Origin of the sequence: Myxococcus sp. NMCA1, from assembly GCF_026810205.1 — a bacterium.
GTDB lineage: Bacteria > Myxococcota > Myxococcia > Myxococcales > Myxococcaceae > Myxococcus > Myxococcus xanthus_A.
On sequence record NZ_CP113950.1, the window covers coordinates 6,907,844 to 6,923,036 of the forward strand.

10 protein-coding genes are annotated in these 15,193 nt (G+C 68.3%); 5 read left to right on the forward strand and 5 right to left on the reverse strand.

Translation table 11 applies throughout. The features are described 5' to 3' along the window. Genes hemE through OZ403_RS28410 form a run of 5 tightly spaced genes read right to left on the reverse strand, consistent with a single transcriptional unit; the run spans position 1 to position 7,436 of the window. A complete protein-coding gene (gene hemE / locus OZ403_RS28390; RefSeq protein ID WP_140794476.1) occupies positions 1–1,047 on the reverse strand; it encodes a uroporphyrinogen decarboxylase in 1,047 nt (348 codons plus the stop codon). Between the two features lie 54 nt (positions 1,048–1,101). Then, complete coding sequence (locus OZ403_RS28395; RefSeq protein ID WP_268782244.1) at positions 1,102–1,482, reverse strand: CBM20 domain-containing protein; 381 nt, start codon at positions 1,480–1,482, stop codon at positions 1,102–1,104. Beyond that, positions 1,443–3,446 (reverse strand): alpha-amylase family glycosyl hydrolase, encoded by a 2,004-nt coding sequence (locus OZ403_RS28400; RefSeq protein WP_268782245.1) that lies wholly within the window; start codon positions 3,444–3,446, stop codon positions 1,443–1,445. The genes OZ403_RS28395 and OZ403_RS28400 overlap by 40 nt, the downstream gene beginning before the upstream one ends. A 14-nt stretch (positions 3,447–3,460) precedes the next feature. Continuing rightward, positions 3,461–4,957: a hypothetical protein gene (locus tag OZ403_RS28405; protein ID WP_237077486.1), complete on the reverse strand. Its 1,497-nt coding sequence runs from the start codon at positions 4,955–4,957 to the stop codon at positions 3,461–3,463. Positions 4,958–4,994: 37 nt separating this feature from the next. After that, entirely contained in the window at positions 4,995–7,436 is a 2,442-nt protein-coding gene (locus OZ403_RS28410; protein ID WP_140799545.1) for a glycogen debranching protein, read from the reverse strand. Positions 7,437–7,675: 239 nt separating this feature from the next. Here OZ403_RS28410 and OZ403_RS28415 point away from each other — a divergent pair, with 239 nt between their 5' ends. From OZ403_RS28415 to OZ403_RS28435, 5 genes are read left to right on the forward strand one after another with little or no spacing between them, the layout of a single operon-like run. After that, positions 7,676–8,764, forward strand: a complete 1,089-nt coding sequence (locus OZ403_RS28415) for an ABC transporter ATP-binding protein (protein ID WP_174259433.1) — start codon at positions 7,676–7,678, stop codon at positions 8,762–8,764. Then, entirely contained in the window at positions 8,761–10,266 is a 1,506-nt protein-coding gene (locus OZ403_RS28420) for an extracellular solute-binding protein (RefSeq protein ID WP_268782246.1), read from the forward strand. Before OZ403_RS28415 ends, OZ403_RS28420 begins: the two co-directional genes overlap by 4 nt. Next, the gene (locus tag OZ403_RS28425; RefSeq protein ID WP_268782247.1) at positions 10,179–10,940 is read left to right on the forward strand and encodes a carbohydrate ABC transporter permease; all 762 of its coding nucleotides are present in this window, start codon (positions 10,179–10,181) and stop codon (positions 10,938–10,940) included. The genes OZ403_RS28420 and OZ403_RS28425 overlap by 88 nt, the downstream gene beginning before the upstream one ends. Continuing rightward, positions 10,937–11,785, forward strand: coding sequence for a sugar ABC transporter permease (locus OZ403_RS28430; RefSeq protein WP_090490031.1), 849 nt, complete (start codon positions 10,937–10,939; stop codon positions 11,783–11,785). The genes OZ403_RS28425 and OZ403_RS28430 overlap by 4 nt, the downstream gene beginning before the upstream one ends. Positions 11,786–11,790: 5 nt before the next feature. Beyond that, entirely contained in the window at positions 11,791–15,123 is a 3,333-nt protein-coding gene (locus OZ403_RS28435) for an IPT/TIG domain-containing protein (RefSeq protein WP_268782248.1), read from the forward strand. The last annotated feature ends 70 nt before the right edge of the window (positions 15,124–15,193 follow it).

The following is a 15,193-nucleotide window of genomic DNA, read 5'->3' on the forward strand; positions in this document are numbered from 1 at the left end:
CTAGGCGCCCAGCGTGCCCTGGCGCAGGGCCACGCCGTGGCGGTGGACGGCCTCCACCAGGAACTTCGCGGCGTCGGGGTCCGTGGGCGGGAGGATGCCGTGGCCCAGGTTGAAGATGTGCCCTTCGGGGCCCGCGCGGCGGAGGATGTCCTTCACGCGGCCGTCCAGCTCCTCGCGGGGGAGGAACAGGTGCAGCGGGTCCAGGTTGCCCTGCACCGCCACGTCCGGCCCCAGCACCTTCCGGCCCTCGTCCATGGGCAACGTCCAGTCCAGGCCCACCACGTCCGCGCCCGTGCTCTTGAGCAGCGGCAGGTGGTTGGACATGCCCACGCCGAACACGATGACGGGCACGCCGGTGGCCTTCAGCTCGGACACCATGCGCTTGAGGTAGGGAATGCAGAAGCGCTCGTAGTCCCATGGCGACAGCGCGCCGCCCCACGAGTCGAAAATCTGGACGATGCTCGCGCCCGCCTCCACCTGCATCTTCAGGTAGGGGATGAGCGTGTCGGTGAGCTTGCCGAAGAGGCGGTGCGCCAGCTCGGGCTGCTCGAACATCAGCCGCTTGATGAGGATGTAGCTCTTGGAGCCGCCACCCTCCACCATGTACGCGGCCAGGGTGAAGGGCGCGCCCGCGAAGCCAATGACGGGCACGGAGTCATTGAGCGCCTTGCGCGTGCGGCGGATGGCCTCGGCCACGAAGCCGGTGCCCTCCACCGGGTCGGGCACGCCCAGCTTGTCGATGTCCGCCGCGGAGCGCACGGGGTTGGGGAAGTGCGGCCCCTTGTCCCCCAGCTCCAGGGTGATGCCCATGGCCTCCACCGGGATGAGGATGTCCGAGAAGATGATGGCCGCGTCCACACCCAGCCGCGTCACCGGCTGGACGGTGACTTCCGCCGCCAGGTCCGGGTGCTTGCACAGGTCCAGGAAGGCGATGTTGCCGCGGATGGCCCGGTACTCGGGCAGGTAGCGGCCCGCCTGGCGCATCAGCCATACCGGCGTCGTGTCAGTGGGCTGGCGGCGCGCCGCGCGGAGGAGTCGGTCGTTCACTTCGAACCTCGGAGTGGGCCCCGCGCCAGGCGGGGCGAAAGGAAACAGATGCGGTCAGCGCTGGCTCCAAGCCAGCGTCTGGCGCAGCGGCCCGGTGCCCTCGTCCACGAACAGCAGACGGTTGGCGCCGTCCTCCCAGTCAAACGTGCCCTGGGAGCGGTCGCGCAGGAGCTTGTACTCGAAGACGGCGCCCACGGGCAGCGACAGCGCGAAGCCGTCGGGCCCTGGACGAAGCGAGCGCTCGGGTTTCCACCCGCCCAGCTCCGGCCCGCTGCCCACCAACCGCACCGACGGGTCATCCACGGCCAGCTCCACCTTGCGCCGCGCGCCCATCCCCCGCCACCGCAGACCCGCGAGCCTCGCCGCCGTGGCGAAACCGCCCGCCGCCAGGGGCTTCAGCCGCGCCAGGGCCACCTCGCCGGCGGGCACGCGCATGAAGCCCGCGCCCCGGCGGCCAACGGCGGCGCCAGGGCCAGCGGCTCCAGCTTCGCGCCGGCCAGCCCGTCGGGCAGCGGCACGTCCACGGCGCTGTCACGGGTATTCACGGCGATGACGACGGCCTCGTCGGCGGTGACGCGGGCGTAGGCGAAGAGGTCCTCCCGGGCGGCGAGCATCAACGTCTCGCCACGCTGGAGGGCCTCACTGCCTCGACGCAACGCCAGCAACCCGCCAAGCCACGACCGCAGCGGGTGGTTCGTGAAGCGCATGTCGCCCCGGTTCTCCGGCTCCTTCGCGCCCGTCAGGCCCTCCTCGGTGCCGTAGGTGAGCGCTGGCACGCCGCGCGCGGTGAGCTGCACCGCCAACGCCCGCTTCACCCGCTCCACGTCACCACCGCACTCGCTCATCACCCGGGGCAGGTCGTGGTTGTCCACCATCGTCACGAGCGAGCCCGGCGCCGGGTACAGCCGGTCGTTGAAGAGGATGGCGCCCAGGTGCGACGGGGAGCGGTCCCTACAGAAGACGTCCACCAGCGCGAAGGCCAGCGGGAAGTCGAACATCGTCCCGAAGCGGCCTTCCTTCATCGTGTTCGACAGCAGCACCGGGTCGCCGTCCAGCATCTCCCCCAACAGCAGGAAGTCCGGCCCCGCGTGCTGGCGCAAGTCGTCGTTGTAGCGAGCCCAGAAGGAGGTGGGCATGTGCTTCACCGCGTCCAGCCGGAAGCCCGCGGGCTGGAGCACGTCCACCCACCGGCGCGAATGCGCCAGCAGGTGCGCGTACACGTCTTCCTTCTCCACGGCGAGGTCCGGCAGGCCGTGCACGTCTCCCATCACCAGCTCGCGTGAATCGTTCCAGTCCTTGATGGGCCCCTGGCCGTGGAACCAGTCGGGCCGCTCACGCGACAGGCGCGTCTCCGGCCCCACGTGGTTGAGCACCACGTCCAGCACCAGCCGCATGTCCCGGCGGCGCAACTCCGCCGCCAGCGTCTTCAGCAGGGCCTCGTCTCCGAAGCGCGGTTCCACCTGACCGAAGTCCTCCACCCAGTAACCGTGGAAGGCGCCGTACCCATGGAACTTGTCGGTGCGCATCTGGAAGACGGGTGAAAGCCACACCGTGCGGACACCGAGCTGCCGCAGCCCGTCCAGTCGGTCAATGACTCCTCGCAGGTCTCCGCCGTGAAAGGCCTGCGCGTCCTCCAGGTCCACTGCACCGTCGTTCTTCGGGTCTCCATTGGAGAAGCGGTCCACCATCACAAAGTAGACCGCCTCTCCCGCCGGCGGCTCCCACGAACCCCGGTAGGGCTGGGGCACATCCGGCGTGCCCGTGCCCGGCTCGATGCCCGGTCCGGCCGGCGCGTCGAGGCCCGGCACCGTGCCCGGCCCCCCGTCCGTGTCCGGAACCAGGAAGGGCGAGGCCAAGAAGGAGTCGAACAGCGCGCCCGCCTGTCCGGCAATCTGCGTGGCCACCTCCAACTGCGCATCGTCCTCGCGCTGCTGGTCGAACTGAAGCGCCGCGCCGTAGTCCTGGGTGACGACGGTGGGCGCCATGGCGGAGTCCGCGCGCGCGCCCGTGGTCCGCACCGAGATGTCCCACGAGAAGCGGCCCCCCACCTGGCTGAAGAACGACACCCGCGTCTCCACCAGCAGGTGCAACGGCGCCTCCGGCGTCAGCGCCTTCAGCATCTCGAAGCGGCGCTGCGAGTCGCGCACCTTCGCGAAGTAGGCGGCGTAGTCCGCGTAGGGCACCACCTCCACGCGCAGGTTGCGCCTGGCCAGGGTCTCCGCGATGCGCTGCTTCAGTCCTTCCGGGACGTCCGCCACCACGCCGGCCCGCCTCGCGTCATCCCGCACGTAGGCCACGGCGACCACCGTGCCGCTGGGCGCCAGGGGCGGAGGCGCCGCGCGGGGCAGACACGCCGCGAGCGTCACCGCGGCCAGCGCCGCGGTGAGGGAGACCACCACGCTCCATCGCCTTGTCAGAACCATCCTTCGGCCTCAATCGCGACCACCGAGTGCCAGTGACGCTCGGGGCCGACGTAAACGTTGTACTGGTCCAGGCTGTCCACGAAGGAGTTGCCGAACGCCGCATGTTGGGTGGAGCGCTGGAGCCCGTACAGCAGCCGCAAGCTGGGGCGCGCGTAGATGCCGCGGCCCGTGGGGTTGAGCACCACACCGGCCTTGAACTGCCAGGTGTCGCGCGTATCGCTGTCACCGAACTCCAGGCCGCGCGCGTCCGCCATGCCGTCGGTGCTGGTGAACACCGAGTCCACATGGTTGCGGTAGAGATTGCCGTTCAGGCTCTTCTCGCGCGCGATGCTGCTCTCCGCCAGGAGGTGAACCCTGTCGGTGAGGAAGTACTGAAGGCGAAGCACCGTGGAGGCGATGACGCGGTTGTCCTCACCCGCGGCGATCTTGTTGTCCTTGTTGAACGAGTAGCCGGCCCACACGCCCCAGAGCGCCTCCAGCTTGTCGGGGATGATGCGCAGGTAGGCCTCGTTGCCGAGGTTGGCGTCGTAGCGCTCGTCGGTCTGGTCCGTGACGTACACGGTCCAGTCCCGGCCCCGGAAGTTCTCCGTGTAGAAGGGCTGCGGGTGGCGCTTCTCGAACGTCAGGTACAGGTTGCTCCACACCAGCGGCCCCACTCCGCCGAAGCCCACGTAGCCCATGGCCCGGTACGACAGCGCGCTGCGCGCCTTGAGGTCCGGTACCAGGTCCTCCGCGCCCGGGTTGGCCTCGAAGTAGCGCCGCACCACCTCGCGCCGCGCGAAGCTCTCGTAGCTGGTCCCAGGCGACGCGTAGAGCGCGTTCCGGTTGCCGCGCACCGCGGGCTCGTAGCCCACCTGGCCGCGGATCCCCACCTCCAGGTGCCCGGGGATCAGCCGGTAGCGGAACGACGCGGCACCCGTCAGCACCGTGTTGTAGTTGTTCGGGCGCAGTGTGTAGCCGCTGTCCCCCACCGCCAGCAGGACGTCGTAGCGGTCGCCCTGGTACGTGCCGGACAGGCCCACCGTGTCCCAGAGCAGCGTGCCGGGACGCTGGTCATAGATGTGCAGGTCGTTCCAGCGGTCCTCAAGCGTGCCGAGCTGCCACGTCACCCTGTCCAGCAGGATGTTGCCGGCGCGGACGAAGAGGTAGTCGGCGCTGAAGTTCACCAGCGAGCCATTACCGGGGTCCGCCGAACGAAACGACCTGCCGGAGATACGGGAGTGAACCTCTGCCCACACCTCGTCGGACCCCGGCGTGGCCTGCAGCGCATCCAGCCGGAGGTTGAGCTCTCCGTAAGGGCTTTCGTTGAGGAGCCGTCCGTAGAGCCAGTAATAGCCCAACTGGCCAGAGCCGCCCGAAAAGTCCGGACGGGTCATGATGCGGAAGTAACCCGCTGCCCCGAAGCGATCGCGAGGCGCATCGGCCAGGGCAACGAGCGGCAGGAACGTCAACAGGATGGCGCCGAGGCGCGCAGGCAGGACTCGCATGGGCGGGCCCTGCTTATAGCGCAACCTGCTTGCCTGCCTACTCCGCACGCAGGACGACGATGGTTCTTTCCGGCATCCCGTACGTCGGACCGTTCACTGGTGACGGCATATCAAGCCACGAGTTACCCGTGGACCGGCTGTCCAGGCCCGCCGTCGTGAGATAGGCGGGGCTGTCGAAGTACGCCTGCGTGTCGATGAGCCGCGTCCACTTGCGGCCTTCGGGCAGCGTGAACTCCACCGCGCGGGGCTCCATGTTGATGAGCACCAGCAACTCCGGCCCGTAGGACGCGTCGTGGTAGTGAATCATCAACTGCTTGCTGTCCCACGCCGCCTCGGTGTTCTGCGCGCTCTTCCAGGCCAGCGGCGCGCCCTTGCCATAGTCCTTCGGCGCGAAGGCGTAGGCGTGCTCCTTGCGCAGGCGGATGGCGGCCTTCACGAACTCGAACATGCGGTGACGTTCGTCGCGCGCCAGGTACGCGCCCCACTGGTACCAGTTGAAGGGGTTGTCAGACAGCGTGGAGTAGGCGTTGTTGTTGCCCAGCTGCGTGCGCATCCACTCGTCGCCGCCCAGGATCATCGGCGTGCCGTGGCTGATCATCATCGACATGAAGGCATTGCGAATCATCTGCCGCCGCATGCTCTCCGCGCGCTCGTCGCCAATCGGCCCCCAGCTGCGGGAACGGTTGTGCTCCTCACCGCTGACCTTGTCGCAGAAGGGGCTGTTCGGTGTGTCACAGCACACCGGGTTCAGCGGACCGCAGCGGTTCTGCTTCTCGTCGTACGCGAACAGGTCGTACATCGTGAAGCCGTCGTGCACGGTGATGAAGTTCATGGAGTGATACGGGCGGCGGCCATTGCGCTCGAACCACTCCTGGCTGCCATGCATCAGGAAGCCGCCGTCCACCGTGCCGGGCCGGCCGCACAGCGAACCCTCGTTGGAGTTGAGCTTCCAACCGTCCTGGTTCATGAACGCGCGCCACCAGTCGCGGAAGCGGCCGTTCCACTCGTACCAGCCATTGCCCGGCTGCGTCTTGGCGTTGGGGAACTCGCCCAACGGCATGCAGTACCAGCCGCCCGCGCTCCACGGCTCGGCCATGATGCGGGTGTTGTACTTCTGGAGCACCGGGTCGTCGATGACGTCCTGGAGCACGGTATTGCGCGGGTCGTCCCAGCGGTTGTAGTCGCCGTCGCGCTCGCCCAGGATGGGTGCCAGGTCGAAGCGGAAGCCGTCCACGTGGAGCTCTTCCACGTAGAAGCGCAGGCTGTCGATGATGAGCTTGCGCGTGGGCCGGTGGTTGGGGCGCGTCTGGTTACCGACGCCGGTGTTGTTCCAATACGTGCGGCGGTCCGGGTTGAGCGCGTAGTACGCCTGGTTGTCGATGCCGCGGAACGAATAGAGGCCAGCCGTCTCCGCGGGGTCCAGGGACTCCAGCGGCTCGCCGGGCATGACGTCATCCGTCTCCAGCTTCTCGCGCCAGAGGCCCCCCTCGCCGGTGTGGTTGTAGACGACGTCGATAATCACCTCGATGCCGTGCTTGTGGAGCTGCTCCACCATCCACTTGAACTCGTTGATGACCTGGTGCGGCTCCTTGAAGGCCGCGTAGGACAGCTCGGGCGCGAAGAAGTTGATGGTCTGGTAGCCCCAGTAGCCACCGTCCAGCGGCTTCTCGTGGATGGGCAGCAGCTCCACCGCGGTGATGCCCAGCTCAGCCAGGTAGGCCGCCTTCTCACCGAAGCCGCGGTAGGTGCCCGGGAAGCGCACGCCGCTGGCGGGGTCCGCCGTGAAGCCCTTGGCGTGGACCTCGTAGACGATGAGGTCCTGCCAGCCATGGCCCTGCCAGTTCTCGTCCTGGCGGTTGGCGCGCCACTGCTGCTCCACCTCACCCCACTGGTAGTCGCCGCTCTTGACGAGGACGCTCTTGGCGGAGGCCGCGTAAGTCACCTCCGTGCGGGCCGGACCGCTGGCCGTGCTGCCCTTGCTCCAGTCGTGATCGCGGTGCAGGGCCTTGGAGTACGGGTCCGTGAGCAGCTTGTTTGGATTGAAGCGGTTGCCGTAGACGTCCGCGTCCGCCTTGAAGCCATGGATGGACCCGGGGAACCACCGCGGGTCGAACTCCCAGTTGGGTCCCCATGCGCGGAAGCCGTAGTGCTGTCCCACGCCCACGCCTTCCACGTAGACGCTCCACACGTCGCCGTAGCGTGTCATCTCATAGGCGCGCGCCGGGCGGTTGCTCTCCGGGTCTTCGAAGAGCAGCAGCTCCAGCCGGGTGGCGTTCTCCGAGTACAGGGCGAAGTTCACGCCCTTGTCCACGTAGGTGGGGCCAATCTGGCGAAGGGACTCGATGTCGTCCACCGAGTAGCTCGGGGCCCGAGCATCACTGTGGTACAGCCGGACGTAGTCGCTCTCGCTACAGCCAGTGATGAACAGGGCGGTGGACAGCGCCGCGCCCACGAGGCGGGACATTCTGGGAGTGCGCATCAGGTAGGCTGACCTCGAGGTCCGGACATGACTCGGCCCGGCAACAAAACTCCGTTTCCATAACAAGCGCCTTCCGTGCCTGACAAGGCAGGGCCCCGGTTTCGACTCGGGAACAGGCCTTCGTTCACTGATGCACGCCTGGGAATGATGTAGCGCGTGCAACCAAGGAGGTTTGAGGAAACAAGGAGCGTCCGGGTAAGGTGTGCGACCGTCTCCCCATTCATTTCTCCGAGCACGACTTGTCCGAAGTCACCCTGAGCGGGATCAAGAAGTCGTTTGGCCAAAACCTCATCGTGAAGGGCGTGGACCTTCAGGTGGGTGAAGGTGAATTCCTGGTGATGGTCGGCCCGTCCGGGTGCGGGAAGACGACATTGCTGCGGCTCATCGCGGGCCTGGAGCAGGTGGACGCGGGCGAGGTGCGCATTGGCGGCGCCCGGGTGAATGACGTTCCGCCGCGTGATCGCGACGTGGCGATGGTGTTCCAGTCCTATGCGCTCTACCCGCACATGACGGTGCGGGAGAATCTGGCCTTCGGCCTGACGCTCCGGAAGTTCCCCGCCACGGAGATTGAGTCGCGCGTGCGGGAGGTGGCCGGAATGTTGGAGCTGAGCCACCTCTTGGAGCGCAAGCCCAAGGCCCTGTCCGGCGGCCAACGCCAGCGCGTGGCCATGGGGCGAGCCATCGTCCGCCGCCCGAAGGTCTTCCTCTTCGACGAGCCCCTCTCCAACCTGGACACCGCGCTCCGGGTCCAGATGCGCGGCGAGTTGGCCCGGCTGCACCGCCGGCTGGGCGCGACGATGATCTACGTCACCCACGACCAGGTGGAGGCCATGACGCTGGCCACCCGCGTGGCCGTCTTCAATGGCGGGCTCCTCCAGCAGGTGGGCCCGCCGCTGGAGCTTTACAACCGCCCCGCCAACCCATTCGTCGCGGGGTTCCTCGGCTCCCCCTCCATGAACTTCCTGGAGGCGCGGCGCGAGGGGGCTCAGTTTACCGGCAAGGGCTTCACCCTGCCCTGTCCAGCGGACGTGGCCACTGAGGAAGCCACGGTGCTGCTGGGTCTGCGTCCCCAGGATTTGCGCGTGATGTCCCAGGGGCCCCTCACCGGCACCGTGGACGCGGTGGAGCGACTGGGCTTTGACGGGTACGCCTTCGTCAACACGGAGGCCGGTCCGGTGGCGGCGCGCTTCGACAAGGGTGTGAATGTCGTGGTGGGTGACAAGGTGCACCTGGCCCCCGTGGCGGACGCGCTGCACGTCTTCTCCAAGGACGGCGCGAAGGCGCTGCGCCATCCGGAGCAGCCCGCCTCGCTGGAGGTCGCGTCGTGAGCCAGTGGCTCGGCCTGGCGCTGCTCGCCACGGCGCTGAGCGCGCACGCGGCGCCTGAGACGGAGAAGCCGCTGAAGCTGTGGCACGCGTACCGCGGCGGCGAGGAGACGGCGCTCGTCCAGGCCACGGAGCTCTTCACCGCGAAGACGGGCGTCCAGGTGGAGCTGCTCGCCCTGCCCTACGACGCCTACGCGGCCAAGCTGACCAACGCCATTCCCCATGGCGTGGGCCCGGACGTCTTCATCTTCAACCACGAGCGGCTGCGCAACTTCCACGCGCTGCACCTGGTGGCCCCCACCAGTGGCCTGGCGCGCGAGGACTACTTCCCCAACGCCGTGGAGGCGCTGGAGGTGGATGGCCAGGTGTACGGCTACCCCATGTCGCTCAAGTCGCTGGCGCTCTACGTCAACACGAAGCTCGTGACCCAGCCGCCGGAGACGACGGATGCGCTGCTGGCGATGCTGCCCGCGCTGTCGGACGCGGACGCGGGCCGCTTCGGGCTGGCCTATGAGAGCGGCGACTTCTACTTCCACGCGGGGTTCCTCTTCGGCTTCGGCGGCGAGCTGTTCGATGCAAACGGCCGCGCGAGCTTCGACACACAGGGGATGGCCCGCTCCCTGGCCTTTGTGAAGGACCTGCAGGACCGGCGCTTCATCCCCCAGGAGGCCTCGGGCGCGCTGGTGAAGAGCCTCTTCAACGACGGCCGTGCCGCCATGATCATCAGCGGGCCGTGGTTCGCCGGGGAGATTGCCCCCAACGTGGACTACCGCGTGGTGGGGCTGCCGGTGGTGAGCACCACGAACATCCCCATCCGCCCCTTCCTGGGCGTGGAGACGGCCTACGTATCCGCGCGCTCCAAACGAGCGGAGCAGGCCCAGGCGCTGGCGCGCTTCATCTCCTTGGGCGAGGCCTCGCGCGTGCGGGCCATGGTGGGCCGGCAGATTCCGGCGGACGTGGCCGCGTACACGCTGAAGGAGGTGCGGGAGGACACGCTCATCTCCTCCTTCCGCGAGGCGGCCCGCCACGCGACGCCCATGCCCAACACGCTGGAGATGGCGCGCGTCTGGGAGCCCATGAAGCTGGCGCTGCGCGCGGTGCTCCAGGGCGGCACCGAGCCCCAGGACGCGGGCGCGCTGGCGGACCGGCGCTACCGCGCGCTGCACCGCGAGCGCCCGCCCGACGCCAGCCCCCTGCCCTGGCTGGGCTTGGTGGGCGCCATGGCGCTGGGCGCTCCGTCTATGTGCTGCGGCGCCCGGCGGCGACGCTGCCCTTCAAGCGCCGTTACCCGGATGTGGCGCAGGCGGTGGCGTACATCACCCCCGCGGCGGCCGGCGTGGCGGTGCTGGTGTTCGTCCCCTTCGCGGTGGGCCTCAGCCTGTCGCTGTTCCACCACGAGGCAGGGGAATACTCCTTCGTGGGCCTGGCCAACTTCGTGGATATCCTGGCCAGCCGCGGCTACAGCATCACCGAGCCCCTGTCCTTCTATTTCACGCTGGCCGTGACGCTGCTGTGGGCGGTGGTCAACGTGGTGCTCCACGTCAGCATCGGCCTGTTCCTGGCGCTGCTGTTGAAGGATCCACTGCTGAAGCTGCGGGGTGTCTACCGGGTGCTGCTCATCATCCCCTGGGCCGTGCCCAACTACATCACCGCGCTCATGTGGAAGGGCATGTTCCACCGGCAGTTCGGCGCCATCAACGGCCTGCTGGTCGCCCTGGACCTGGAGCCGGTGAGCTGGTTCACCCGCTTCTCCACGGCCTTCGCGGCCAACGTGGCCACCAACACCTGGCTGGGCTTTCCCTTCATGATGGTGGTGGCGCTGGGCGCGCTCCAGTCCATCCCCCAGGAGCTCTACGAGGCCGCGGAGGTGGACGGCGCGAGCAAATGGACGCAGTTCCGCCGCATCACCCTGCCGCTGCTGAGGCCCGCCATGCTGCCGGCCGTCATCCTGGGCAGCGTGTGGACCTTCAACATGTTCAACATCATCTACCTGGTGTCCGGCGGTGAGCCGGGCGGCGGCACCGACATCCTGGTGTCCGAGGCCTACCGTTGGGCCTTCCAGCGCAACGAGCAGTACGGCTTCGCGGCGGCGTACTCGGTCCTCATCTTCGTGGTGCTGCTGGTCTGGTCCGCCTTCACCAAGCGATTGATGCGGTCGTCCTCGGAGGTGATGGGATGAACCGCCCCTCGCGCTTGAAGATGGCCGCCATCCACGCCGGGCTGACGCTGCTGTGCATGGCCACGCTCTACCCGGTGCTCTGGGTGGTGAAGATGGCGCTGTCGCCCACGGACGGGCTGGCGCTCACCGCCAACCCCTTCCCCGAAACCGTCACGCTGGAGCACTTCCGGCAGGTGCTCTCCGGCACGGACGCGGCGGGGCGGTGGGTGTTCGGCCGGCAGCTCCTGGCGAGCATCGTCGTGGCGGGCGCCACCACGCTGGTGGGCCTGACGCTGGCGGTGTCCGCGGCCTACGCGCTGTCGCGCTTCCGCTTCCCCGGCAAGGAAGGCGGGATGCAGGCGCTACTGGTGACGCAGATGTTCCCGGCGACGCTGATGATGGTGCCCATCTACAGCATCCTCCAGAAGCTGCACCTGCTGGACAGCCTCACGGGGCTCGTCCTCGTCTACGCCACCACCGCCCTGCCCTTCTGCATCTGGAACCTCAAGGGCTACTTCGACACGCTGCCACGCGAGTTGGAAGAAGCGGCGGTGATGGACGGCGCCTCCACCTTCCAGGTGTTCGTGCGCGTGGTGCTCCCGCTGGCCCGGCCCGCGTTGGCCGTGACGGCGCTCTTCTCCTTCATGACGGCGTGGAACGAGTTCATCCTCGCCGCCACGCTGCTCAATGACCCGTCCCGCTTCACCCTGCCCGTCGCGCTCCAGCGGTTCGTGGGCGAGCACAAGGTGGAGTGGGGCAAGTTCGCCGCGGGCGCGCTCATCGTCTCCGCGCCGGTCATGGCTTTGTTCTTCGCTCTCCAGAAACACCTCGTCGGCGGGCTGACCGCTGGCGGCGTCAAGGGGTGATGTCGATGTCGTCTCGCTGTCTCCGTGCCCTCTTCCTCGTCCTGCCTCTGCTGGTCGTCGCCTGTGACGGCGACTCAGACGGAGGTCCTTCTCCCAGCGACAACGCGCCCATCGTGCGGGAGGTCCAGCCTTCAGGCGGCCCCGTCGCGGGCAACACGCTCATCAACGTCTACGGCTCCGGCTTCAAGGAAGGCGCGAAGCTCTACTTCGGCCAGCAGGAGGCCCTGCGGGTGGTGGTGGTCAACACCTACCGCATCTACGGCTACACCCCCACCGCCACCTCCGGCGTGGTGGACGTGCGAGTGGTGAACCCCGACAGCGCCCACGGCACCCTGGTGGGCGGCTTCACCTTCGAAGGCGCGCCGTCGGCGAACATCGACCAGGCCGAGGTGCTCAACGGCAACGTGGACGCGGTCAGCAACGGTCAGCCGGTGGGTACCACCGTGCGCGGTGCCGTCACCGTGGCCGGCATCACCCGTGGCACGGGCCAGGGCGGCGGCACCCGCGCGCAGGTGGGCTTCGCCCCGGCGAACGCGGAGTTGCTCAACCCGGAGAGCTACACCTGGGAAGAGGCCACCTACGAGGGTGACTCGGGCAACCGCGAGGCGGACATCTACCAGGGCACCGTGCTGCTCCAGCCGGCCATTGGTGGTGCGCGCAGCGAGTGGGTCGTCACCATGCGCTTCTCCATCGACAACGGCGCCACGTGGGTGATGGCGGACGGCGATGGCAGCGCCAACGGCGTGTCGGAGGACATGCTGCGCCGGGTGTTCATCTCTCGTCCCCGCGTGGACTATTGCAAGCTGGGCCCGGACAACAACCGCGGGCCGCTCAACGTCTTCTACCGGCCGGGCGACACCGCGCTCATCAAGGTGGCCGGCCAGGTGTACGCGGCGGGCGTCACCCAGGGCGGTGGCGCGGGCTCGGGCCTGGTGGCGCAGCTCGGCTACGGCCCGGCGGATTCGGACCCGAGCAGCGACAGCGGCTGGACGTGGATCAACGCCAAGTACAAGACGGACCACGGAAACAACGACGAGTGGGAAGCCGACCTGCCCAACCCGGGCACCGTGGGAACCTGGCGCATCGCCTACCGCTTCAGCATCAGTGAGAACGCGTGGCGCTTCTGCGACGTGGACGGCGTCAACGACAGCAACGAGGGCGAGCTGACCTTCAGCCTGACCAAGCTGGGCACGCTCACCGTGGGTGATGAGGCGCCGAAGCCGCAGGTGACGTGGTGCAAGATTGGCCTCGACCAGACGGCGCCGGAGCCCATCAACTACACGACCACGCAGACGTCGGGCCTGAAGACGGTGTACGCCCAGGTCAACCTGCCGGGCGTGACGGACCGCGAAGGCGCAGGGCCGAACCTGGCGGGCCAGCTCGGCTGGGGTCCCGTGGGTGAGGACCCGCGCACCTCGCCGCTGTGGAACTGGTCAGCCCAGCTGACTTTCGACAAGGACAACTTCGAGGTGAATGACCAGTGGAAGGGCACGCTGCCCAACCCGGCCATCAACGGCGAGTACCGCTACGCGGTGCGCTTCAACCACGACGGCGGCCCCATCCGCGTGTGCGACGGCAACGGCGTGGACGATGGCGGTCAGAACTTCGAGATGGACCAGCTCGGCACGCTCAACGTGACGGGCCAGCCCGTCATCCCGCGCGTCATCGGTTACTGCAAGCTGGGGCCGGATAGGAACAACACCCCGGAGACGGTGACGTATACGACGACCACCATGCCCAGCCGCCGGGTGGAGGCGCAGGTGTACGTGCAGGGCGTGACGAACGCGGACGGCCAGGGCGCGGGCATCGTGGGTCAGCTGGGCTGGGGGCCCGCCGGTGATGACCCGGCCACGTCCTCGCAGTGGAACTGGACCACGAGCGGCACCTACGCGTCGGACCTCGGCAGCGCTAATGACATGTACGAGGCCACGCTGCCCAACCCGGGCGCGGTGGGCAGCTACCGGTTCGCCTACCGCTTCCAGGTGAACGACGGCGCGTTCCTCTACTGCGACGCGGACGGTAACAGCGGCGGGACCTCCGGCTTCGACGCCGCGCTAATGGGCACGCTCACGGTGACGGAGGCCCAGGCCATCAACGTGGTCAACTACTGCAAGCTGGGGCCGGATGGGAACAACACGCCACAGTCGCTGGCGTACACCGCAGGCGAGGCGGCCAGCCACGTCATCATCGCGTACGTCAACGTGGCGGGCATCACCGACACCACCACGGGCGAAGTCGCGGACATCGTGGGCCAGCTCGGCTGGGGTCCCGTGGGTGAGGACCCGGCCACATCCGACGAGTGGGACTGGAGCACGACGGCCCAGTTCAAGGACGACTTCTGGGACAACGACGAGTACGAGGCCACGCTGCCCAACCCGGGCACGGTGGGCAGCTACCGGTTCGCCTACCGCTTCCAGGTGAACGGCGGCGCGTTCATGTACTGCGACGCGGACGGCAACAGCACCAACCCGGAGCACGGCTTCGACGTGGCGCTGACGGGCAGCCTGGCGGTGAGCGCGCAGAACCCGGACCCCGAGCCAACGGACAGCTACTGCCGCCTGCTGAACGTGAGCGGCACGACGGTGGGCAGCGGCGACATCGTCACCGTGGTGGGCCGGGTGCACATCCCGGGCGTCACCGCGGGCGAGGGTCCGGGCGCCAACGTCCAGGTGCAGGTGGGCGTGGGCGCCGCGGACGCCAACGCGTCTACCCAGGCGGCCGCGTTCACCTGGAAGGCCGCGGAGTACACCGGCGAGGCCGACGGTGAGGCGGACACGGATGAGTTCTCCACCACCGTGACGCCTGCCTACACCGGCGACCGCGCCGTCAGCCTGCGCTACTCCACGGACGGCACGACGTGGACGTACTGCGACAAGGACGGCAGCAACGTGGGTGGGTACACGCTGGGCCAGCAACACGCCCTCACGGTGGGCAAGCACACGGGGATCGGCTACTGCAACCTCCAGTGGCCCTTCGAGATCGCGGCGGGCGCCGAGGGTGACCCGCGAATCGTCTACGGCCAGCTACACGTGGACGGTGTCACGCCCGGCAGCGGCCAGGGTGCTGGCGTCGTCGCTGAGCTCGGCTACGGCCCCGCGAGCAGCGACCCGGGCATCTCGGGTTGGACGTGGGTGGCAGCCACGTACCGCAGTGACGAGGGCAACAACGATCAGTACTCCGTAAGCCTGCCGGAGGGAGTGTCGGCCGGGACGTCCTACGCGTACCGCTACTCGCTCAATGGCGGGCCGTTCTGCTACGGCGACCGGAACGACCGGGGCGGCAGCGGTAACACCGGTAACGGCTTCCAGGGTGGGGACCTCGGCACGGTCATCCCGTAGCCACATAGCCAGTCCACTGGCCGCCCGGATGCCCACCAAGGCCCGGGCGGCCTTGCGGAATGATCGGACC

Excerpts from the sequence above, each read along its gene's own strand:
- OZ403_RS28395 (WP_268782244.1), bottom strand. The coding sequence starts at position 1,482 with ATGCGCGTGCCCGCCGGCGAGGTGGCCCTGGCGCGGCTGAAGCCCCTG.
- OZ403_RS28405 (WP_237077486.1), bottom strand. The coding sequence starts at position 4,957 with ATGCGAGTCCTGCCTGCGCGCCTCGGCGCCATCCTGTTGACGTTCCTG.
- OZ403_RS28410 (WP_140799545.1), bottom strand. The coding sequence starts at position 7,436 with ATGCGCACTCCCAGAATGTCCCGCCTCGTGGGCGCGGCGCTGTCCACC.
- OZ403_RS28430 (WP_090490031.1), top strand. The coding sequence starts at position 10,937 with ATGAACCGCCCCTCGCGCTTGAAGATGGCCGCCATCCACGCCGGGCTG.
- OZ403_RS28435 (WP_268782248.1), top strand. The coding sequence starts at position 11,791 with ATGTCGTCTCGCTGTCTCCGTGCCCTCTTCCTCGTCCTGCCTCTGCTG.